Origin of the sequence: Enhydrobacter sp. (genome assembly GCA_025808875.1) — a bacterium.
In the GTDB taxonomy this organism is placed as follows: Bacteria; Pseudomonadota; Alphaproteobacteria; order Reyranellales; family Reyranellaceae; genus Reyranella.
In genome coordinates, this window is the sequence record CP075528.1 from 711493 (window position 1) to 733203 (window position 21711).

Sequence of the window (21711 nt, forward strand, 5' to 3'; positions counted from 1 at the left end):
CTGAAGGACGAGCGCATCTATCCCACCGCTGCGTGACGATTCTTCACTGGCCCGACTTCCGCCTATGGATGCGGACCCCAGGGCGCGGCGGTCAGCAGCTTGACCTCCTGCGTCGCCACCAGCGGGCGGAACTTGACGGCGAAGCCGTCGACGAAGTCGGCATGGGTGCCCAGGCCCGACCAGTGTCTGCGCCGGTCGGCATCGTCGTCGAACTTCCACAGATGCACGAGCTGGTTGATGGTGCCGGTGTCGGCTTGGAAATAACCGACCAGCTTCCGCGCGAAGCCGCCTTTCTCCAGCGCCGGATAGCCGAACTGCTGGTAGAGCTTCACCGCCTCGGCCATCTTGCCGACATGCAGCGTGTAGGTGCGGAGTTCGTAGAGCGCCATGTGTCTTCCCCTCAGACAATGCCCAGCTCGCGCGCCTTGATCTGCAGCGCCAGCACCTTGGAGTAGATGCGGCATTGCGCGAGGCCGCCGGCGAGGAACCACAGTCCGGGCTGCCCGGTGGGCCGCCACATGCCGGCCAGCTCGCCTTCGGCGTCGAAGCCCCAGACCGACCCGATGCGGTCGGTGATCGCGTCGCCCAGGATCGGCCGCACGGCCTCCTTCTGGCCCTCGTAGCCCGTCGCCAGCACGATCAGGTCGGCCTTCCGGACCGTGCCGTCCTTCATATAGGCGCCCTCGGGCCCGAACCGCGCGATGTCGGCGAACTGGATGAGCCCGACCTTGCCGTCGACGATCATCTGCGAGCAACCGGCGTCGAAGTAGTATCCGCCGCCGCGGTTGCCGTACATGATCTGCCAGCCCTCGCCCTCGGGGCCGAAGGTCAGCCTGAAGCCGCGCTTCCTGAGGCCGTCCAGCAGCTCCTTGTCGGCCTCGGCGTTGCGGATCGTTATCTGCTGGTGCGAGCGCTTGTAGATCGGGAAGGGGAACGAGGTCGCCAGCAGGTCGAGATCCTCGAACGGGATCTCCTCGTCGTACAGCGCATAGGGCGCCTGCGCCTCCTTGAGGCTGACGACCAGCGTCGCACCGTTCTGGATGATCGAGACCTCGGCGGCGCCCGACACGGCGAGATCCTGCGCGACGTCGTGGCCCGACGTGCCGGTGCCCAGCACCAGCGCGCGCTTACCCTTCCAGTCGAGCCCGCTGCCGTAATCGCCGGAATGGCGGACGGTGCCGCGGAACTCCTTCAGGCCGGGCAGGTCGGGCATCTTGTGGATGGTGCTGACGCCGTTGCAGAACACGACGTGGCGCGGATGCATGGTCCGTTCGCTGCCGTCCGCCTTCTTGAGCGTAACGGTCCAGCGCTTGACCGCGTCGTCGTAGCGGGCGGAGCGAAGCTCGGTGCCCGTCCAGACGTTGAGCTCCATCGCCTCCGCATAAAGCTCGAACCAGTTGCCCAGCATGTCCTTGGGGATGAAGACCGGCCATGAGCGCGGGAACGGCATGTAGGGGAAGTGGTTGACCCGCGTCTCGTTGTGCAGGGTCAACGCGTGATAGCGCCGTCGCCACGAATCGCCGATCCGCTTCTCGCGATCGATCGTCAGCGTGTCGATGCCGAGCATCGACAGCCGCGCCGTCGCCATCAAGCCGGCCTGCGCCGCGCCAACGACGAGCACGGCCGGATCGCGGTCTTCAAAGGCCTGGGCCTTGCGCCGGCGATCCGCCCAGTTCTCGCCGCCGAAGTTGCGCTTCCAGTCGACGTTCTGCCAGCGCTTGCCGTTCGCCGGGTCCTCGTGGCCGCGGATCTCGGCGAGCGACGTCATCAGGGTCCAGGCGCGCGGCTTGCCGCCGCCTTCCGACACCAGCCGGACGACGCCGGTGCACGGACCGACTTTCGTCTCGAAGGTGAAGATCGCCTCGATGGCCTTCGTGCCGGCGCGCGTCACGACCCGCGGCGGCGTGCGGTCGGCCGCGAGCTGGACGGAGTGCGGCGCCCGGCTCGCGATCGTGGGCGTCAGCCGGTCGGCGATCGCCGCGGCGCCGGAAAACGTATGCAGGTCCCAGTGGAAGGCGAGGACGTCGCGCCAATGGCACTCATCGGCGAACAGTGCCGCGATGCGTCCCCGGTCGCCGGATGCCAGTGCCTTTGAAAACGCGTCGAGCCAGTGCTGCGCCGTCGCTCTCGCCGAGGCGTCGATCGCCAGGCCGTCCATCCCTTTTCTCCTGCTGCTGTGCGCTGTGGGAATAGTACAGCAAGAGCGGCCGCGACGACCCCCTGAACCGACGTCATAAGTCCATTCCGTTTCGGCCTTCAGAAGCAAGACGGCAATCTGCGCGAGTCGGTCGCACTACACCCACCGCCCCACACGCGCGCGGAAGCGGCGGTAGTCGTCACCGAACTTGCGCTCGAGGTAGGCCTCCTCGCGCGCCACCACGCCGTAGCGCAGGACGAGGGCGAAGGGCACGAGCGTCACCAGCAGCCACAGGCTGTCGAAGGCGATGGCGAGTCCGACCTGCCCCACCATCATGCCGAGATAGATCGGGTTGCGCGTGAAGCGGTAGGGCCCGGCGATCACGATGGCCGTGGTCGGCCGGTTGGTGGGTACGTTCGAGCCGGCGCGGGTGATGGTGGCGATCGCTCACACCGCGAGCGCGAAGGCCAACGCGAACACCGCAGCGCCAAGCCAGCCCGCCGGCAGTGCCGTCGGCATGAAAGGCAGGGGCAGCGGCCAGTCGAGCGCCAGGCCGACTACGATGGCGAGCGCCCAGGCGAGTGGCGGGCGGACGATGACGGCGATGTCTGCCGTGTCGCTCATGACACTCCTCCATGGCCTCTTGTCATCCTGAGCGAAGCGAAGGATCTCGCATTGGCAACGGAGTCGCTGATTGTCCTGCTAGGTCCATCGCTTCGCTCAGGACGACAGGGCTTATGTATGCTATCTATTTACTATGACCATGGTGTTCTTCCGTGTCCGCCCGGCGGCGGACAGACCGGGACTGGCGGCGGCGCCGGCTCGGCCAGAACTTTCTTGATCCCGCGACTGCCGAACAGATCGTCGATCAGGCTGAGTTAGTCCCCGGCGAGTTCGTCATCGAGGTCGGCGCCGGCTCGGGCGCGTTCACGCGCGCGCTCGTGCGGCGCGGCGTGCGGCTGATCGCGGTCGAGCCCGATCCGCACTGGGCGGGGCGCCTGCGCGAGGAGCTGCGCGGCGTGCGGGTCGTGCAGCGCGACTTCCTGGCGTTCGACCTGCCGCGCCGGCCGTTCCGCGTGCTGGGCTCGCTGCCGTTCGGCCGCACCACCGACATCTTCCGCCGCCTGCTCGACGATCCGGCGCTGCCGCTTCAGCGCGCCGACGTGGTCGTGCAGTGGGAGGTGGCGCTGAAGCGCGCGGCGCAACCGCCCACGACTCTCCTCTCGACCGCCTGGGCGCCGTGGTGGGACGTCGCTCTCGTCCGCCGCCTCCCGGCCAGCGCCTTCCGGCCGGTGCCGCGGGTCGATGGCGGGCTGCTCGCGATCCGGCGCCGCGACCCGCCACTCCTGCCGGCGGCGATGGCCGCGTCCTACGCCGCCTTCGTCCAGCGGGAATGGCCGTTCGTCCGCGCGACATGAAATTGCGTGGATTCGGTGGACGGCGTGGATTCCGTGGACGCCGCGGGATGGCGTGGATTCGTGGACGATCGGCCCGAAACCCTTGCGCCATCGGCATCCGATCCGTCCGCGCGTTGTGGACGGCGGCGTGGACGACGCCGGGACCTACTTCCGCACCAGCGGCTTGTACTTGATGCGGTGCGGCTGGTCGGCATCGTGGCCGAGGCGGCGTTTCTTGTCGGCCTCGTAGTCCTGGAAGTTGCCCTCGAACCACTCGACGTGGCTGTCGCCCTCGAAGGCCAGCATGTGGGTGGCGATGCGGTCGAGGAACCAGCGGTCGTGGGAGATAATCACGGCGCAGCCGGCGAAGTCGACCAGCGCCTCCTCGAGCGCCCGCAGCGTGTCGACGTCGAGGTCGTTGGTCGGTTCGTCGAGCAGCAGCACGTTGGCGCCGCTCTTCAGCATCTTCGCCAGATTGACGCGGTTGCGCTCGCCGCCCGAGAGCTGGCCGACCTTCTTCTGCTGGTCGGCGCCCTTGAAGTTGAACGAGCCGCAGTAGGCGCGGCTCGAGACCTCGCGGTTGCCGAGCTTGATGATGTCGAGCCCGCCCGACAGCTCCTCCCAGACGGTCTTGTTGGGATCGAGCGTCTCGCGGCTCTGGTCGACGTAACCGAGCTTCACCGTCGGGCCGACCGAGAAGGAGCCTGAGTCGGGCTTGTCCTGGCCGGTGATCATCTTGAACAGCGTCGTCTTGCCGGCGCCGTTGGGGCCGATCACGCCGACGATGCCGCCCGGCGGCAGCCTGAAGGAGAGGTTGTCAATCAGCAGACGGTCGCCGAAGCCCTTGGAGATCTTGTCGGCCTCGATGACGTGGTCGCCGAGCCGAGGGCCAGCCGGAATGACGATCTGCGCCGTGTCGAGCGTCGCCTTCTGCTCCTCCTCGACCATCTGGTTGTAGGCAGCGATGCGTGCCTTGCTCTTGGAGCGCCGCGCCGACGGGCTGGTGCCCATCCATTCCAGCTCTCGTTGCAGAGTGCGGCGGCGCGTGTCGGCGGCCTTCTCCTCTTGGGCGAGCCGCTGCTCCTTCTGCTTCAGCCAGGAGGAGTAGTTGCCCTCCCACGGGATGCCCTGGCCGCGGTCGAGTTCCAGGATCCAGCCCGCCACGTTGTCGAGGAAATAGCGGTCGTGGGTCACGGCGACGACGGTGCCGGGGAATTCGGCGAGGTGGCGCTCCAGCCAGGCCACCGATTCGGCGTCGAGATGGTTGGTCGGTTCGTCGAGCAGCAGCATGTCGGGCTTGGACAGCAGTAGCCGGCAGAGCGCCACGCGGCGGCGCTCGCCGCCCGACAGCTTGTCAACCTCGGCGTCGCCCGGCGGGCAGCGCAAGGCGTCCATCGCCACCTCGACCGTGCGCTGCAGATCCCAGCCGTCGCCGGCGTCGATCTTCTCCTGCAGCTCGGCCTGTTCGGCGATCAGCTTGTCCATGTCGGCGTCGGGATCGGAAAAGGCGTTCGACACCTCCTCGAAGCGGCCCAGCAGGCGGGCCATCTCGCCGGCGCCGTCCATGACGTTGGCCAGCACGTCCTTCTTGGCGTCGAGTTGCGGCTCCTGCTCAAGCAGGCCGACCTTGGCACCCTCGGCGGCCCACGCCTCGCCGGTGAAGTTGTCGTCCTTGCCCGCCATGACGCGCAGCAGGGTGGACTTGCCCGAGCCGTTGAGGCCGAGCACGCCGATCTTGGCGCCGGGGAAGAAGGACAGCCAGATGTCCTTCAGGACCTGCTTGCCGCCCGGATAGGTCTTGTTCAGACCCTTCATCACGTAAATGTACTGATACGAAGCCATATCGATTCCCCAGTGTGCCGCGCTTGTAGCGACCCGCCCGGCGGGGTTCAATGCCGCAGGGAGAAAACGCGCACGTATGCTGGCGGAACCCACCGTCCTCGCCCTGTCGCTGGCCTATCTCGGGCTGCTGTTCGCCGTCGCCTATTTCGGCGACCGCTACGCCCGCGACTGGTCGTCGAGCTCGATGGCGCCGGCGGTCTACGGCCTGTCGCTCGCCATCTACTGCACGTCGTGGACCTTCTACGGCGGCGTCGGCCGCGCCGCCACCGCCGGCATCGACTTCATCTTCATCTACACCGGCCCGGCGCTGCTCGTGGTGCTGGGCTATCCGATGCTGCGCAAGATGGTGCGGGTGGCCAAACAGCACAACGTCACCTCGATTGCCGACTTCCTCGCCTCGCGCTACGGCAAGAGCCGCGCCGTCGGCGTCACGGCGACGCTGTTCGCCACGCTCGGCGTGCTGCCTTACATCGCGCTGCAGCTGCAGGCGGTGTCGTCGACCTTCAGCACTATCGCCGCGCCGACGCCGCTGCCCGGCAGCCTGCCCGGCGTAGTCCATACCGACACCTCGCTGATAGTGGCGGCCCTGATGGCGGTGTTCACCATCCTGTTCGGCGTGCGCCACGTGCAGGCGTCGGAGCAGCATCGCGGCATGATGCTGGCGATCGCCTTCGAATCGGTGGTCAAGCTGCTGGCCATCCTCGCCATGGGCCCGTTCGTGCTGTGGGTGCTGTTCGACGGGCCGGCCGACCTGGTGGCGCGGGTCAACGAGATGCCGGGCATCGCCGAGCGCGTGACGCGCGAGGGCTCGCCGCTGTCGTGGGTGGTGATGACGCTGCTGTCGGGCATGGCCTTCCTCTGCCTGCCGCGCCAGTTCCATGTCGCCGTGGTCGAGCACGGCCATCCGGCGAGCCTGCGCACGGCGCGCTGGCTGTTCCCGCTCTACCTGCTGCTGATCAACCTGTTCGTCGTGCCGATCGCGGCCGCCGGCCTGCTGATCCTCGGGCCGCAGGTCAGCCCCGACCTCTACGTGCTGCAGCTGCCGCTGACGCACGGCCAGAGCTGGCTGTCGGTCTTCGTCTTCATTGGCGGCCTGTCGGCCGCGACCTCGATGGTAATCGTGGCCTGCATGGCGCTGTCGGGCATGATCGGCAACGAGCTGGTCATGCCCTACGTGCTGCGCCGCCAGGCCACCCTGCAGCAGGCCGCCGCGCCGCGCGACCTGGGCCCGCTGGTGGTCTTCGTGCGCCGCGCCGCGGTCGTGCTGATCCTGATGGCGGGCTACGCCTACGAGCGCATCATCTCAGGCTACCTGCCGCTCGCCAGCATCGGCATGATCAGCTTCTGCGCCGTTGCCAACTTCGCGCCCGGCGTCGTGCTCGGCCTCTACTGGCGCGGCGCGCACCGCTACGGCGTCGTCGCGGGCCTGGTCGGCGGCTTCGTCGTATGGCTCTACGCGCTCCTGCTGCCGACCCTGCACCAGACGTCGGGCAGCCGGCAGGGCGCGCCGCTGCAACCCTACCTGCCCGGCCCCTTCGCCGAACTCGATTCGGTCGGGCAGGGCTTCGTCGTCTGCATTCTGGTCAACACCGCGCTGCTGGTCGGCGTGTCGCTGCTGGTGCGGCCGCTGGCGCGCGATCGCGAGCAGGCCGAGGCCTTCGTGCTGGGCCCCGAGGCGCCGGAAACGGGAACCGAGCAGCCGGCGCCGCGCTCGCCCGCCGACATGGCGCGCATCGAGGAACTGCGCCAGCTGCTCGCGCGCTTCGTCGGCGTCGAGCGGGCGGCCGCGGCTTTGTCGGGCGAAGCGCTCTCGCTCGAGACGGCGCTCGGCCGGACCGAGCGGCTGCTGTCGGGCACCCTGGGCGCGGCGTCGGCGCGCATCATCGTCGCCGCCTTCGGCAGGCGTGGCCTGCTGCTGCCGCGCAGTGCGCGCGCCATCATCGACGAGGCTTCGCAGGCGATCAGCTACAACTACGAGATCCTGCGCAACACGCTCGACCATGTCGGCATGGGGATTGCCGCCTTCGACAACGAGGGGCGGCTCGAGATCTCCAACGACCGCTTCGCGACCCTGCTCGCCCTCGACCATCCGCTGTTGCGGCGGCCCCATGCGTCGGAGACACACGAGGTCGCCACGCCCGGCGGGGGCGTCGTCGAGCTGCGCCTCGACCCGCTGCCCAGCGGCGGCTTCGTCGCCACCTGCAACGACGTGACAGCGCGCGTCCGCACCGCCCAGGCGCTGCGCGACAGCGACCGTCAGCTGCGCCAGGCGGCCGAGACGCTGGAGCAGCGCGTGATCGAGCGCACCGCCGAGCTCGAGGCGAGTCGCGCCGAGGCCGAGGCCGCCAACCTCGGCAAGACACGGTTCATCGCCGCCGCCAGCCACGATCTGCTGCAGCCGCTGCATGCCGCGCGCCTGTTCACTGCGGCGCTGCTCGACCGCGACCCCGGCAACGATCTCGGCGGCAAGATCGACACCAGTCTGGGCGCGGTCGAATCGCTGCTCGACGCGCTGCTCGACATCTCCAAGCTCGACGCCGGCGCCTTCAAGCCGGAGAAGCGGCCGTTCGCCCTGCAGCCGCTGTTCGAATCGCTCGCCACCGCCTTCGCGCCGGTCGCCGCGCAGCGTGGCATCGAGCTGGTGGTCGTGCCGACCCGGGCCTTCGTGCTGACCGACCCGGCGTTCCTGCGCCGCGTCCTGCAGAACCTGCTGAGCAACGCCCTGCGCTACGGCCGTTCCGAGGGGCGGCCGCCGCGCGTGCTGGTCGGCTGCCGGCGTGTCGGCGAGGAACTTCGCATCGAGGTACGCGACAACGGGCCGGGCATCGCGCGCGACAAGCAGTCGGTGATCTTCGACGAGTTCGTGCGCCTGCAGCCCGAGGACGAGGCACCGCGCGAGGAGCGCGGGCTGGGTCTCGGCCTCGCCATCGTCGATCGCATCGCGCGGATGCTCGATCTGCCGATCGGCATCGCCTCGGCGCCGGGCGAGGGCTCGACCTTCTCCGTGACGGTGCCGCGCGTCGCCGCCGTCGTCGCCTCGCCGGTCAGCGCCCCCGTCATGAAGACGACGCCGACGATCGAGTCGGAGAGCCTCGTGCTGTGCATCGACAACGAGGTGAGGGTGCGCGAGGCGATGGCGGCGCTGCTCGGCGGTTGGGGCTGCAGGGTCGTCAGCGTGGCCACCTTGCAGGACGCACTCGACCAGATCGCGAGGATCGGGCGACTGCCCGATCTCGTCCTTGCCGATCTGCATCTCGACGAGGGACCCGACGGGCTCGAGGTTGTTGCCGTATTGCGCCGCAAGTGGGGCCAGCCGGTGACCGCCGCCCTGGTCACCGCCGACCGTGACCCGACCCTGCGCCTGCGCGCGCGCGCCCAGCAGGTCGAGCTGCTGCACAAGCCGGTCAAGCCGGCATCGCTGCGTGCGCTGTTGCGTCTGCGCGGCCGCATGATCGGCATGACCGCCTGAGGCGTGGCGCGCCCTGCGGCCGGCGGCTCAGGATGCCGGCAAGGCGAGACCGCGCGCCTCGATGACGGCCTGGGTGCGCGAGCGCACGCCGAGCTTGCGCAGGATGACCGTCACGTGCGCCTTCACGGTGGCCTCGCCGACGCCGAGCTTGTGGGCGATCTGCTTGTTCTGGTCGCCGTGCACCATCAGCGCGAGCACGCGCCACTGCTGCGGCGTGAGCTGGGCGGCGCGCTGGGCGAAGCTGTCGGCGGGCTCGGCTTCCGCCGGCGGGGCGAAAACCTCGCCGTCGAGGACCGCCGTCACGGTGCCCACGATCTCGTCGAGCGACGCCGACTTGTCGATGTAGGCCGATGCGCCGAACTCGTAGGCACGGCGCACCGTTTGCGTCTCGCGCGCCGCCGACACCACGATAATGGGAACGATCGGATGCTCGGCGCGCAGCAGGGCGAGGCCGGTCAGCCCGGCCATGCCCGGCATGTCGAGATCGAGCAAGAGGGCGTCGGTCTCGGGCTCGCGGTCAAGTTCGGCCTGCACCTGGGCCAGCGTCGCGACGGTGGCGATGCGGGCGCCCGCGAAAGCCTGCGCCAGCGCCGAGGCGAGGGCATCCCGCACCATGGGATGATCGTCGGCGATCAGAAAGGAGGGAGCCTCCACAATGGGCGAAGCTTGGTCTTCGCGGCCATACAACGTCAAGACGTGCCCGCGATCGGACGATTGCTCAGGATATCGTGCAGGAGGGCGGGCGTTCTGGCGGCCACCGCCAGGGCACTGCGCAGCCGCGAGGCCGCCCGCCGGCCGAGCCGGCCCGGATCGACCCGATTGTCGGGCGTGCGGGCGGCGGCGATGTCGGCGAGCTGCTGCTCGAGGATGGTCTCCACGATGACCCCGCGCGCTTCGACGAGCGACCGGGCGGCTTCCTCCTCGAGTGCGCCCTTCGCCGCCGCCTCGGCAAGCCGTGCGTCGGTCGAGGTCGCGCTCGATCCCCAGGCCAACGCCGCGACCCGCGCCGTGGCAACGATGGGAAAGAGGCCGTGGAGCTTGAGGTCGATGCGCCCTCCCTGGGTGCGCAGGCGGCCGAGCAGGTCGGTGGCGCTCGGCACCTCCTCGCTGGCGGCGGCGAGCAGGCGCAGGAACGTCGGCGAGCGCGCGGCGGCGCGTACGGCATGCTGACGCAGCGCGCCGGCCAGCCGCCGGTCGCCCAGTACGCCGACGAAGTCGTAGAAGATGTCGACGCCGAGCAGCGCTGCGGGCTGTGGCCGCGCGATCCACTCATCGATCAGGTTGCACCAAGCGCCGAGCGAGTGGCGCCACGGCGCGTTCCTGGCCATGACGCCACCCTTGCAGTAGGGCACGCCGGCTTCGTCGAGCACCCGGTTGAGGCGCTCCGCGAAGGTCGTGAACCAGGTATCGTCGCGCTCGCCGCCCTCGTGGATCAGGGCGTTGTCCTGGTCGGGCGCCAGCAGCGACTCGCCGCGGCCGGCCGAACCCAGCACCAGAAGGCACCACGGCGCGGGGGGCTCGCCCTGACCGGTCGACTTCATCTCCGCGAGCGCCAGCTCGGCGGCGCGCGCGGTGAGGTCGCGCGTAATGCCGGCGACCACCGCCGAGATTTGGCTTGCCGTCACCTCCTCGCGGTGCAGCGCGCGCACCAGGCCGGGCAGCTTGTCGTGGCCGGCGCGCAGGCTCGCGCTGTCGGGCGCCACGGCGATCTCGTCGCCCAGAGTCAGGGCGATCTGGGCGCGTTGCTTCAGGAGGCCGGCCGCGGTCAGGATGCCGACCGGCCGGTTGTGATCGTCGACCACGACGAGGTGCCTCACCACCAGCCGCGCCATGCGCGCCATGACGCGGTAGATGGGCGCGTCGGGCTCGATGGCGTGTACCGGACTCGACATCGCCGACGAGACCGGGCCGGTCAGCGCGGCGTGGCCGGCGGCGAGCCTGAGCACGTCGCGCTCGGTCAGGATGCCGTGCAGGCGCCCGTCGCCGTCGACGATCACGAGCGAGCTGATGCGCCGCTCGCTCATCATCCGCGCGGCATCGGCGATCGGCAGCGTCGACGCGATGGTGACGACGGGCTGCGTCATCAGTTCCGCCGCGTGGTGGCGGTAGGGAAACGAGTCGAGCCGCTCGAGCGCCGCGGTGTCCATGGTTCAACGCGGCGGCGCGCGATGGGCGGCGGCGATGCCGCCGTATGTGCCGCGGCCCTGGCCGATCAGCCGATGGGCGAGGGCGACGAAAAGGCGGGCGGCCATGCGCGCGTCGTCGGCGGCATTGTGGCGGCGTCCCGCAGGATCGACGCCAAGCTGCCCGAGCAGGGCTTCGAGGTCGTTGTGCTCGGGCCGGTGGCCGAACGCTGCCGCCAAACTTGCGGTGTCGAAACTCGGCGGCTCGCGCCACGGCCGGCCGGCGCGCGCCGCCTCGCGGCCGAGTATCGCGAGGTCGAAGCCGACGAAATGGCCCACGACGACCGCGCCGGACAGGGCCGCCGCGATCGACGGGAAGGCCTGCGAAAAGGTCGGCGCGTCGGCGAGATGCGAGCGCTCGATGCCGTGGATCGCGGTGGCCCGCGCCGGGATCTCGATGCCAGGATCGACCAGCAGGTCGAGCGTCGGCGGCTCGACGATGTGCAGGCCTTCGGCGATGCGGACCGCGGCGAAGGAGACGATGCGGTCGCGGCGGGCGTCGAGGCCGGTGGTTTCGCAGTCGATCACCACCATGGGCAGGCGATCGAGCGGCGTGTGGGCGAGGCCGTTCCAGTGCCCCGACGGGTCGGCACGCCGCAGATAGCGGCCGAACAAGCGGGCGAGGGTCACGGCCCCGCGGCGACGAGGTCGTCGCAAACCGAAGGCGCCACCAGCAGCCGGCGCAGGCGATCGTTGAAGGCGATCAGGCCGAAGGCAAAGGCGTTGCACAGCACCATGCGGTTCTCGACCGGATCGCGTGGCGCGAAGGGCAGGGTCTTGAACACCAGCCCGCCTGTCTTCGCGGCGTACCCCTGCGGATCGATCGTTCCGGCTTGCGCGGAAAGACGGCCACGGAGGGTCGTGATCTCAGCGTCCCATCCCTGCGGTCGGTGCTCCGGCACGGGATGGTCGGCCAAGATCGCCGCGTAGAGATCGCCCAGGCGCACGTCGAGTTGTGGGCGCGGAGCCCCCGCCGCCTGCAGGCAAGCGTGCACGAGCACGATCATGTCGGCGAGCGCGCTGGCGAAGCCTTCCCAGCGCGACACTGCGAGCTTGGCTTGGAAGCGCGGATCGGCGAACGCATGGGCGCTGAGACTGCCCAGTTCGTTACGGGCGAAGTCGATCACGGTGCGCTGCGCCAGATGGGCCGCCTCGCCGTCGAGGAATTGTTGCAACGCAGCGACGTTGCGGACCTTCGGCCTGGGCAGGAACGCTTTGAAGAACGACAGCATCGTGTGGATCAGTGTTCGACTTTGGTCTGATTGTGGCGACGCCGAGGCAGAGTACTCTTTTCGGGCCAAGAAGCTAGGAGCGCCGCGTCACGGCGCCATCGATTGTGGGAGGACAAGGCAGAGCATGCGCTGCGTGTCCAGATTTCGTCTTTCTTCGTCGGCCGTTTCCGACGCAACGACACGCGCCCCTGTGGCTGACGCAACAAGGAACTGAGGAGGAGTAACGGGCATGGCTCAGAAACTCGACGCTGCGCAAATGCAGAAGTACTGGACCAAGACATCGCGTTTGATGTGGACGATCTTCGTGCTGTGGATCTTCTTCAGCTTCGTCGTGCACTTCTTCGCGGTGCAGCTCAACGGTATCAAGATCCTGGGCTTCCCGATGGGCTTCTACATGGCCGCGCAGGGATCGCTGATCGCCTTCGTCGTGCTGTGCGCCTGGAACGCGATCTCGCAGAACAAGATCGACGAAGAATTCGGCGTCCAGGAAGACTGATCCGGAGGAGGGGAGAAATGGCCAATACCAACACCACCGCTTCCGGCGGCAGTTTCATCAACAATCTGGGCAAGATCTACGGCGGCTACGCCGGCGGCTTCATCGGCTTCACGCTGATCCTCGCCGTGCTGGAGCAGATGGGTGTGCCGAACAAGATCATCGGCTACGCCTTCGTGTTCCTGACGATCGCCGTTTACGCCTATATCGGCATCCTGTCGCGTACCATGGACCTGTCAGAGTACTACGTCGCCGGCCGCAAGGTGCCGGCGCTGTACAACGGCATGGCCACCGGTGCCGACTGGATGAGCGCCGCCTCCTTCATCTCGATGGCCGGCGGCATCTATCTCGGCGGCTACAACGCTCTGGGCTACGTGCTGGGCTGGACCGGAGGCTACGTGCTGGTCGGCATTCTGCTGGCGCCCTACCTGCGCAAGTTCGGCCAGTTCACCGTGCCCGACTTCCTCGGCACGCGCTACGAGGGCAATGCCGCGCGGCTGTGCGGCGTGATCGTGCTGTTCGCGGCGTCGTTCACCTACATCGTCGCGCAGACCTTCGGCATCGGCATCATTACCTCGCGCTTCCTCGGCATTCCCTTCGAGGTCGCGATCTTCGTCGGCCTGCTCGGCATCCTGGTGTGCTCGATGCTGGGCGGCATGAGGGCCGTCACATGGACCCAGGTGGCGCAGTACATCATCCTGATCATCGCCTACCTCGTACCGGTGGTCTGGCTGTCGACCTCGCACTACGGATTCCCGATCCCCGAACTGACCTACGGCCGGGCACTCGAGCAGATCACCGAGCTCGAGAACAAGCTCGGTGTCGCCAAGCACTTCGTCGGGTCCTTCACCAACGCTCAAGGCCAGTTCACCTGGACCGAATTCAACAACTTCTGGGCACTGGTGCTCTGCCTGATGGTCGGCACGGCATCGCTGCCGCACATCCTGATGCGCTACTTCACCACGCCCAGCGTCCGCGAGGCGCGCACCTCGGTGGCATGGTCGATCTTCTTCATCTTCCTGCTCTACTTCACGGCGCCGGCCTATGCCGCCTTCGCGAAGCTCGAGGTCTACCAGAACGTGATCGGCCAGCCGATCGCCCAGCTCCCGGCGTGGGTCCAGAACTGGTCCCAGGTCGGCGGCCTGCTGACCATCACGGATACCAACAAGGACGGCATCCTCCAGCTCGCCGAGTTCAGGATCCACCAGGACATCATCGTGCTGTCGATGCCGGAGATCGCCGGCTTGCCGTACGTGGTGTCGGGCCTGGTGGCGGCGGGCGGCCTCGCCGCGGCGCTTTCCACCGCCGACGGCCTGCTGCTGGCCATCGCCAACGCGCTCAGCCACGACGTCTACTACAAGATGATCGACCCCAAGGCCTCGACGGCCCGTCGTTTGCTAGTGGCGCGCTCGCTGCTGGTCATCGTCGCGATCATCGCGGCGGCGGTGGCGGGCACGCGGCCCTCGGGCATCATCCAGATGGTGGCCTGGGCCTTCTCGCTCGCGGCGGCCGGCCTGTTCGCGCCGCTGGTGCTCGGCATCTGGTGGAAGCGCACGACCAAGACAGGTGCCATCGTCGGCATGATGTCGGGTTTCGCGGTGTGTCTCTTCTACCTGGTCATGACCCGGTACGCGCCGGAAACCTTCAAGGGCATGTTCGGCACCGACCTGTGGTGGGGCATCCGCAACATCTCGTCGGCGCTGTTCGGCCTGCCGGTGGCGTTCATCGTCACCTGGATCGTAAGCCTGATGACGCCCGAGCCGTCGAAGGAGATGCAGGACTTCGTCGACTCGATCCGCGTACCCAGGGGCGTGACCACCTGAACGCAGGACCAAGACCGAGCGAACAGGGCCCTTCGGGGTCCTGTTCTTTTTTGGGCATCGCGCTACAGTCGGTGCAAGGGAGCGGCACTTGGCATCGCAGGACATCTGGTGGAGCTACTGGTACTTCCATCTGCCCAATTACTTCCTGTCGCTCGTCTTCTACTGCCTGTTCGGCCGGCTGATGCTGGGCTTTTTCCTGCCGCCGGACAGCCCCAACTACATCTACCGTTCGTTCCGCTGGCTGACCGACTGGATCTACCGGCCGGTGGCGTACGTGACGCCGTCGGCGCTGCCGCCCATCGCGATCGCGCCCGCCGCCGCTTTCTGGGTGGCGATGCTGCGGGTCGTGTTCTTCATGGTGCTCTACCAGTTTGGGCTGACGCCGCGGCCGGGGACGGGCGGTTGACGTGATGGATCGCAACTTTCTCCTGTTCACGGTGGTTGGGATCAGTGCGTTGAACGGCCTGTTTTCGCCGTTCCTCGCCGTCGCCCTGCCGATTGCGGCCGTGCTGATGCCGGAAATCTTCCCGCGCTCGGTCGGCTGGGTGCTGTTCTTCAGCTCGATCTTGGTCGCCTCGGGCACATTGTTGTTTTCCGGGATACCGGCCGCGCTCTACGAACGCCTGGCCAAGCCCGCAGCCGACAGCAACGTCGCCATGTACATCTGGATCGCCGGCGCAGCACTGCTGGCGGCGCCGGCATTGCGGCACGCCTTGGGCTGATTCTCTGCACGCCCAACGCAGTTTGCCCGTGCACGTTCAGGGAGTCGTGATGTCGTTGGTCCGGGCGGGCGGCCGCGCTATCGTCGCGTCATGAGCTACGACGACATCAGGCGCTACGCCGAGCTGTCGGTGCGGCGCGGTTGCGGCTTCGGCCTGATGGCCATTGTCACCGCCATGGTCGGCTTCTCCGGAGAGCCGCGCATCGCCGTGCGCGTCGGCGCCCTGTCGATGACGATCGCCGCCGTCGTGCTGTTCTGGCGCGGCTGGCGGGCGCGTTCGCGCAACTACCGCCACACGGAAGTGTGGCTGATGATCGAGGACGCCCCGGCCCTGCCGCGAGAGCGGCTGCAGACGATGATTGGCGGCGCGCTGGCCGACGTCTATTTCCGCCATGCCCGGCTGGCGGCGTACGTCGCGCTGGTGACGTGCGCCATCAGTCTCGCCGTCGGCAGTCCGCTGCGGACTGGTACGCCATGAACATCGATGCCATCGCCATCGGTCGCAACCCGCCCGACGACGTAAACACCATCATCGAGGTGCCGATCGGCGGCGAGCCCATCAAGTACGAGATGGACAAGAAAGCGGGCACGCTGGTCGTCGACCGCTTCCTCTACACGCCGATGCGCTACCCGGGGAACTACGGCTTCGTGCCGCACACGCTCAGCGACGACGGTGATCCGATCGACGTGCTGGTCGCCAACACCCGCCCCATCCTCCCAGGCGCGGTGATGAACGTGCGGCCGATCGGGGTCCTGCGCATGGAAGACGACGGCGGCGGTGACGAGAAGATCATCGCGGTACCCTCGCCGCATCTCACGCAGCGCTACGTCCACGTGAGGAGCTTCGCCGATCTGCCGCAAATCACGCGCGAGCAGATCGAGCACTTCTTCATCCACTACAAGGATCTCGAACCCGGCAAGTGGGTGAAGCTGCTCGGCTGGGGCGACGCCGAGGAGGCGAGGCGGCTGATTTCCGAGGCGATCGAGAGGGCTCGGCGGCGATGAGCGCGCCGCATGCGCCGCTCCTCCTGCCGCTGGTCGATGCTGCGGGAACCTTCGCTTTCGCGCTGAGTGGCGGGGCGCTCGGCGTGCAGAAGCGCTTCGACGTCTTCGGCGTGCTGTTCCTGGCCGGAATCGCCGCGGTGGCGGGCGGCGTGACGCGCGATCTGCTGATCGGCGATGTGCCGCCGATGGCGATCAGGCACTGGCATGTGCTGGCGATCGCCGCCGTCGGCGGCCTGGTCGCCTTCTTCCTCTATCCCGTGGTGCGCACCCTCAACCGGCCGGTGCTGGTGCTCGATGCCGTCGGGCTCGCGCTGTTCGCCGTCACGGGCACGCAGAAGGCGCTCGATTTCGGCATCAACCCGCTGCTGGCGGCGATGCTGGGCATGATCTCCGGCATCGGCGGTGGCATGCTGCGCGACCTGCTCGCCGGCGACGTGCCGTTCGTGCTGCGCACCGACCTCTATGCCGTCGCGGCGCTCGCCGCCGGCGCCACCGTGGCTCTGGGCGATGCTTTCGACGTCGACGCCGCGGTGGCGATGCTGGTCGGCGCGTCGGCCTGCCTCTTCCTGCGCCTGATGGCGGTCTTTCGCGGTTGGCGCGCGCCGGTCTCGCGCTGGGGCGGCGACGGCAGCTAGACCCCCGTGGCCGTTCGCAAGAATCCCTCGCCCGGCCTCCGGCGCATGCTGGGCGCCAGTGCGCCGGATTTCTGGCGGCTGTGGTTTGTCGGCCTGATCGTCTTCACGGTGCGCTGGCTCGAGACGGTCGCGGTCGGCATTGTCGTCTACCAGATCACCGAGCAGGCCTTCCTGGTCGCCATGATGACCATGCTGAGGCTGCTGCCCATGGGCCTGTTCGGCGCGTTCCTGGGCACCCTCGCCGAGCGCCTCGACCGGCGCCTGACGCTGATCGCCGTGATCGCTCTCATGGCCGCGACCTCGGGGATCCTCGCCACGGTCGCTTGGCTCGACGCGCTCGAAGTCTGGCACTTGGCGGTGGCCAGCTTCGTCAACGGCTGCGGCTGGGCAACTGACAATCCGCTGAGACGCATGATGATCGGCGAAGTGGTCGGTCGCGAGCAGATGAGCCGGGCGATGTCGCTCGACGTCGGCGCCAGCAACGCCAGTCGCATGGTCGGCCCGACCGTCGGCGGCGTGTTGCTGGTGACGATCGGCATCGAGGGGGCTTTCCTTCTGAGTGTGGCGATGTATGCCGCGGCAATCGCGGCTTGCCTCGCGGTCAGGGCGCGCATTCCCTCGTCGCCCGCCGGCGCCGGCATGCTGGCCAGCACGCGCGAGGGGCTGACCATGGTGTTGGCCGACAAGCGGCTGACGGCGACCCTGGTGGTCACCGTCATCTACAACGTCTTCGCCTGGCCGTTCACCAGCATGATCCCGGTGATCGGGCGCGACAGGCTGCAGCTCGGCCCGGAGGGCGTCGGCATCCTGGCGAGCCTGGACGGGCTCGGTGCCTTCCTCGGGGCGATGATCCTCGCCGTCGTCCTCAGCACGCGCTGGTATGCGCGCACCTATGTCGGCGGAGTCGCCTGCTACATGGTGGCACTGATCGTCTTCGCGATGGCGACCGACCCGGTCTGGGCCGGCATCGCCCTGGTCGTGACCGGGCTGGGCGGCGCCGCCTTCGCCACCCTGCAGGCGACCATCGTCTATCTTGCCGCACCGCCCGACATGCGCTCGCGGGTCCTCGGCGTGCTTTCGGTCTGCATCGGCACCGGGCCGCTCGGCTTCGTCTGGCTGGGCTGGCTGGCCGATCGGATCGGCGCGCACCACGCGACGGCGCTGACCGGCGCCCTAGGCCTGGTCGTGCTCGCCGCGACTTTTCCGTTGTGGCGCCGGATCTGATGGGGTGGATGTTTTGTTCCGACGGCATCGACGAGTGGCAACGCGCGCCATGCTGCTCCCAAACCCAATCTCCGGGCGCCTATAGGCACGCCAGGGCGAATGGTAGGCCCGGCAGGATTCGAACCTGCGACATAACCGTTATGAGCGGCTCGTTCTAACCACTGAACTACGGGCCCCCTGGTACCGGAGGTAAGCTCGGCCCGTGTTCTACACTCATTCGGCCGGCGGCACGAACATATAGCCGATGCCGCGCACGGTGCGAATGACCGTCGGCTTCTCGGGTGCCGGCTCGATCTTGCGCCTGATCCGGGTGATCCGGAGATCGATCGCCCGGTCGAACGGATCGCGGGCGCGGTGGCTGGTGGTCTCCAGCAGCCAGTCGCGACTGAGTGGACGGTTGGGATTCTCGGCGAAGATCTTGAGGATGTCGAACTCGCCGGCGGTCACCGCCACCTCGTTGCCGTCGTCGTCCTGCAACTCGCGGCGCGTCAGGTCGAGTGTATGGCGGCCCATGCGCACCCGTTCCAGCCGCGAGGGCGTGGTCTTGTGGGACGAACGGCGCAGCACGCTCTTGCAGCGCGCCAGCAATTCGCGCGGCTCGTAAGGCTTGGCCACGTAGTCGTCGGCGCCGCTCTCGAGGCCCAGCACCTTGTCGACCGAATCGCCCGCCGCGGTGAGCATGATGATGCCGACCCGCGTGCTGCTTTCGCGCAGCCAGCGCGCCAGCGCGAAGCCGTCCTCCTGGCCGGGCAACTGCACGTCGAGCAGGACGAGATCCGGCATTGAGCGCGAGACCTGGCGGCGCATCTGCGCGCCGTTCTCGACCGCGGTCACCTTGAGATCATGGTTCGTGAGGTAGGTCTCGGCCGCCCTGCGCTGAAACGCGTCGTCCTCGACCAGCAGAATCGAAGGTTGCTGCATGACTTGTGTCCAAATTGCTTTAGTAATAATGTCTGATAAAATACCAAGTAATTGTAACGATTTATAGTCCTTTCTTAATGTTTTTGATACAGTATTAGGGCCTCGCCGAGCATGCCACACCATATGTTGCTTCGCTCCTTCTTGCGCACGCGGTTCGCGCGATGACCGATACCGTCCAGCCGGCCTCGCAGCCGGTCCTGGCTCTTGCCGCCTCGCCGCGGCAGGAAGCCTTCGTCCGCGCCGAACTGATCCGTCGCCTGTTCGACGGTTCGCGCCAGTCGCGTTACTTCTCCTTTGTCCTGTGGCCGGTGATCGCCGCCATCTACTGGCGCCAGATCGAGCTCACCGATCTGCTGCCGCCATTCCTGGTCCATGTCGCCGTCACGATCGGCTTCGACATCTTGCGCCGCAACTTCACTCGCGCCCGGCCGACCGACGAGGACGTGATACGCTGGGGCCGCTGGTTCGCCGCGCTCTCCTTCCTCGCCGGAGCGTGCTGGGGCGTCGCGGGCTTCATGCTCGCCTCGCTGGAGTACGAACTGCAGCGCATGCTGCTGGGCCTCGTCCTGCTGGCCACCATCACCACGGCGGTGCCCATCCGCTCCGCCCATCCACCGACCTTCTACGCCTTCGCGCTCGCCACGACCGCGCCGCTGCTGCTGGTGCTGATGACCAGCGTCGATCCGTTCTATCAGCTCGTCGGCGTCGCGGGCGGCGCCTATGTCGGCCACCTCATGGCCTATGTGCGCGACGTCCATAGCTGGCAGTACGACAACATCGCGCTCGCCTACCAGAAGGAGGAGCTGGCCAAGCGACTGCAGGTCGCCTACGACGAAGAGCGGCTCGCGCGCGCCGCCGCGCTCGAGGCCCAGCGCGACGCCGAGAACGCCAACCAGGCCAAGTCCACCTTTCTCGCCACCATGAGCCACGAGATCCGCACGCCGATGAACGGCGTGCTCGGCATGATCGATGTGCTGGAGAGGACGCCTTTGTCCGGCGAACAGCGCGAGGCGCTGGGCACCGTGCGCTATTCGGCGTCGGCGTTGTTGCGCATCATCGACGACATCCTCGACTTCTCCAAGATCGAGGCCGGTCGACTCGACCTCGAGCGCATCGAGCTCAGCACCGTCGAACTGATCGAGGGCGCGGCCGAGACCCTGGCGCCGCAGGCCGCGGCCAAGGGCCTGAGGCTCGTCGCCTATGTCGATGCGGCCGTACCCGAGCGGGTGGTCGGCGATCCGTTGCGCCTTCAGCAAGTGCTGTTCAACCTGCTCGGCAACGCCATCAAGTTCACCGAGAAGGGAACTATTCGCCTCACCATGGAGGCCGCCGGTCCGTCGATGTATTGCATCCGGGTCGCCGATTCCGGCATTGGCCTGACCGCCGAGCAGCGCGAGCGACTGTTCCAGCCCTTCGTGCAAGCCGACAGCTCGACGACGCGGCGATTCGGCGGCACCGGCCTCGGCCTGTCCATCGTGCGGCGCCTCGCCGAGGCCATGCACGGCGGCGTCACGGTCGAGAGCGCGCCCGGCGCCGGCTCCACCTTTTCCGTCACCGTCCGCCTCGAACACGCCCGCACCCGCCTGCCGCTCGCCTCGCCCGCCCTGCAGAGCCTTGCGCTCACCGTGTCTCTGCCCGATCTCGACGAGGCTCGGGCCATCGCCCGCTATCTCGGCGATGCCGGCGCCACCGTCGCGCTGGCCACACCCGGTGCCGCCTTTACCGGCGTGGTCGTGGGCGAGCCCGACGCCCCGCTGCGCCGCAAGGTGGTGCTGCACGACGGGCCGTCGCCCGGCGAGGGGCTGGCGCGTCCGTGGCGGCGCGACATGGTGGTTCGCGCGGTCGCCCGCGCCGCCGGACGCGGCGAATCGATGGAGCGCGTCGAGATGCTGCCACGCGCGCCCGAGCGGACCGGCGGCCGCGTGCTGGTGGTCGACGACAACTCCGTCAATCGCAAGATCCTGGCGCGCCAGCTCGAGCTTGCCGGCGCCTCGACCGATTCGGCCTCGGGTGGCGAGGAAGCGCTCGAGAAGTGGCGCCGCGGCCGCTACGACCTCGTGCTGGCCGACCTGCAGATGCCCACCATGGACGGCTACGAGTTGGCCCGGCGCATCCGCGAGAGCGAGCGCGACGAGGTGCGTGGCCGCATTCCCATCCTCGCCGTCACCGCGAGCGCGCTCGAGGACCAGGAGCAGCGCAGCCGCGCCAGCGGCATGGATGGCCTGATCACCAAGCCGATCGGCATCGAGCAGCTGAGGGCGACGCTCGACATATGGCTGAAGCACGCCCGAGTGGAGCCGACGACATGAACGATGCCTACGACCGCGCCAAGCTCGTCGAACTGTTCGGCGAGGACCCGGCGACCCTGGCCGAGGTCGAGCGCGATTTTCTGGCGACCGCACAGGGTGCCCATCGCGAGATCGTCGGCTCGACCGATTGCGCCCTGATCGCCCGCGCCGCCCACCGGCTCAAGGGTGCATCGGGCATGATCGGCGCGGCCGCGCTGCGCCAGATCGCCGAGGCCGTCGAGCGCGCCGCCAAGGCCCAGGACCTGCCGAGCGTGCGCCGCCTGCACGAGATGTTCAGCGTCGAGGTGAAGCGCGTCGCCGACCAGGTCGCCGCCCGGTAG

22 protein-coding genes and 1 tRNA gene are annotated in these 21711 nt (G+C 68.3%); 12 read left to right on the top strand and 11 right to left on the bottom strand.

The window, feature by feature from the left end:
* Positions 1–62: 62 nt before the first annotated feature.
* From KIT25_03475 to KIT25_03490, 4 genes are all read right to left on the bottom strand, one after another.
* Positions 63–389 carry an NIPSNAP family protein gene (locus tag KIT25_03475; protein ID UYN96016.1) on the bottom strand — a complete coding sequence of 109 codons (327 nt, stop codon included), beginning with the start codon at positions 387–389 and terminating at the stop codon, positions 63–65.
* Positions 390–400: 11 nt separating this feature from the next.
* Entirely contained in the window at positions 401–2158 is a 1758-nt protein-coding gene (locus KIT25_03480) for an NAD(P)/FAD-dependent oxidoreductase (protein ID UYN96017.1), read from the bottom strand.
* 135 nt (positions 2159–2293) lie between these two features.
* Entirely contained in the window at positions 2294–2521 is a 228-nt protein-coding gene (locus KIT25_03485; protein ID UYN96018.1) for an isoprenylcysteine carboxylmethyltransferase family protein, read from the bottom strand.
* A gap of 63 nt (positions 2522–2584) precedes the next feature.
* Complete coding sequence (locus tag KIT25_03490) at positions 2585–2761, bottom strand: hypothetical protein (protein UYN96019.1); 177 nt, start codon at positions 2759–2761, stop codon at positions 2585–2587.
* Positions 2762–2913: 152 nt separating this feature from the next.
* Here KIT25_03490 and KIT25_03495 point away from each other — a divergent pair, with 152 nt between their 5' ends.
* On the top strand, positions 2914–3555 hold the full coding sequence (locus KIT25_03495; GenBank protein ID UYN96020.1) for an rRNA adenine N(6)-methyltransferase family protein: 642 nt from the start codon (positions 2914–2916) through the stop codon (positions 3553–3555).
* Between the two features lie 144 nt (positions 3556–3699).
* Here KIT25_03495 and ettA read toward each other — a convergent pair whose 3' ends face one another.
* Entirely contained in the window at positions 3700–5376 is a 1677-nt protein-coding gene (gene ettA / locus KIT25_03500) for an energy-dependent translational throttle protein EttA (protein UYN96021.1), read from the bottom strand.
* A 76-nt stretch (positions 5377–5452) separates the two neighbouring features.
* Between ettA and KIT25_03505 the strand changes: the two genes are divergently transcribed.
* Complete coding sequence (locus tag KIT25_03505; protein UYN96022.1) at positions 5453–8845, top strand: PAS-domain containing protein; 3393 nt, start codon at positions 5453–5455, stop codon at positions 8843–8845.
* Positions 8846–8872: 27 nt separating this feature from the next.
* Here the strand turns inward: KIT25_03505 and KIT25_03510 are convergent, their stop codons facing one another.
* From KIT25_03510 to KIT25_03525, 4 genes are all read right to left on the bottom strand, one after another.
* Positions 8873–9460, bottom strand: a complete 588-nt coding sequence (locus KIT25_03510; GenBank protein ID UYN96023.1) for a response regulator transcription factor — start codon at positions 9458–9460, stop codon at positions 8873–8875.
* 74 nt (positions 9461–9534) lie between these two features.
* Entirely contained in the window at positions 9535–10992 is a 1458-nt protein-coding gene (locus KIT25_03515; GenBank protein ID UYN96024.1) for a CBS domain-containing protein, read from the bottom strand.
* A 3-nt stretch (positions 10993–10995) separates the two neighbouring features.
* The gene (locus tag KIT25_03520) at positions 10996–11658 is read right to left on the bottom strand and encodes a 3'-5' exonuclease (protein ID UYN96025.1); all 663 of its coding nucleotides are present in this window, start codon (positions 11656–11658) and stop codon (positions 10996–10998) included.
* Positions 11655–12260, bottom strand: coding sequence for a hypothetical protein (locus KIT25_03525; GenBank protein ID UYN96026.1), 606 nt, complete (start codon positions 12258–12260; stop codon positions 11655–11657). Before KIT25_03525 ends, KIT25_03520 begins: the two co-directional genes overlap by 4 nt.
* 229 nt (positions 12261–12489) lie before the next feature.
* On the opposite strand from KIT25_03525, the gene KIT25_03530 reads away from it, so the two are divergent.
* The 8 genes from KIT25_03530 to KIT25_03565 all read left to right on the top strand — a co-directional run bounded on the left by KIT25_03530 (position 12490) and on the right by KIT25_03565 (position 18161).
* On the top strand, positions 12490–12756 hold the full coding sequence (locus tag KIT25_03530) for a DUF4212 domain-containing protein (GenBank protein ID UYN96027.1): 267 nt from the start codon (positions 12490–12492) through the stop codon (positions 12754–12756).
* Positions 12757–12773: 17 nt separating this feature from the next.
* A complete protein-coding gene (locus tag KIT25_03535) occupies positions 12774–14576 on the top strand; it encodes a cation acetate symporter (GenBank protein UYN96028.1) in 1803 nt (600 codons plus the stop codon).
* 88 nt (positions 14577–14664) lie between these two features.
* Positions 14665–14982: a YggT family protein gene (locus KIT25_03540; protein ID UYN96029.1), complete on the top strand. Its 318-nt coding sequence runs from the start codon at positions 14665–14667 to the stop codon at positions 14980–14982.
* A 1-nt stretch (position 14983) separates the two neighbouring features.
* Complete coding sequence (locus KIT25_03545; GenBank protein ID UYN96030.1) at positions 14984–15298, top strand: hypothetical protein; 315 nt, start codon at positions 14984–14986, stop codon at positions 15296–15298.
* Positions 15299–15388: 90 nt separating this feature from the next.
* Positions 15389–15775: a hypothetical protein gene (locus KIT25_03550; GenBank protein UYN96031.1), complete on the top strand. Its 387-nt coding sequence runs from the start codon at positions 15389–15391 to the stop codon at positions 15773–15775.
* Positions 15772–16302: an inorganic diphosphatase gene (ppa, locus tag KIT25_03555; GenBank protein ID UYN96032.1), complete on the top strand. Its 531-nt coding sequence runs from the start codon at positions 15772–15774 to the stop codon at positions 16300–16302. The genes KIT25_03550 and ppa overlap by 4 nt, the downstream gene beginning before the upstream one ends.
* Positions 16299–16937, top strand: coding sequence for a trimeric intracellular cation channel family protein (locus KIT25_03560; protein UYN96033.1), 639 nt, complete (start codon positions 16299–16301; stop codon positions 16935–16937). The genes ppa and KIT25_03560 overlap by 4 nt, the downstream gene beginning before the upstream one ends.
* Positions 16938–16943: 6 nt before the next feature.
* A complete protein-coding gene (locus KIT25_03565) occupies positions 16944–18161 on the top strand; it encodes an MFS transporter (protein ID UYN96034.1) in 1218 nt (405 codons plus the stop codon).
* A 100-nt stretch (positions 18162–18261) separates the two neighbouring features.
* Here the strand turns inward: KIT25_03565 and KIT25_03570 are convergent.
* Both KIT25_03570 and KIT25_03575 read right to left on the bottom strand, forming a co-directional pair.
* Positions 18262–18337: transfer RNA gene (locus tag KIT25_03570), tRNA-Ile, on the bottom strand.
* A gap of 37 nt (positions 18338–18374) precedes the next feature.
* A complete protein-coding gene (locus KIT25_03575) occupies positions 18375–19082 on the bottom strand; it encodes a response regulator (GenBank protein ID UYN96035.1) in 708 nt (235 codons plus the stop codon).
* A 161-nt stretch (positions 19083–19243) separates the two neighbouring features.
* On the opposite strand from KIT25_03575, the gene KIT25_03580 reads away from it, so the two are divergent.
* Complete coding sequence (locus tag KIT25_03580) at positions 19244–21391, top strand: response regulator (GenBank protein UYN96036.1); 2148 nt, start codon at positions 19244–19246, stop codon at positions 21389–21391.
* Positions 21388–21711 carry an Hpt domain-containing protein gene (locus tag KIT25_03585; GenBank protein ID UYN96037.1) on the top strand — a complete coding sequence of 108 codons (324 nt, stop codon included), beginning with the start codon at positions 21388–21390 and terminating at the stop codon, positions 21709–21711. The genes KIT25_03580 and KIT25_03585 overlap by 4 nt, the downstream gene beginning before the upstream one ends.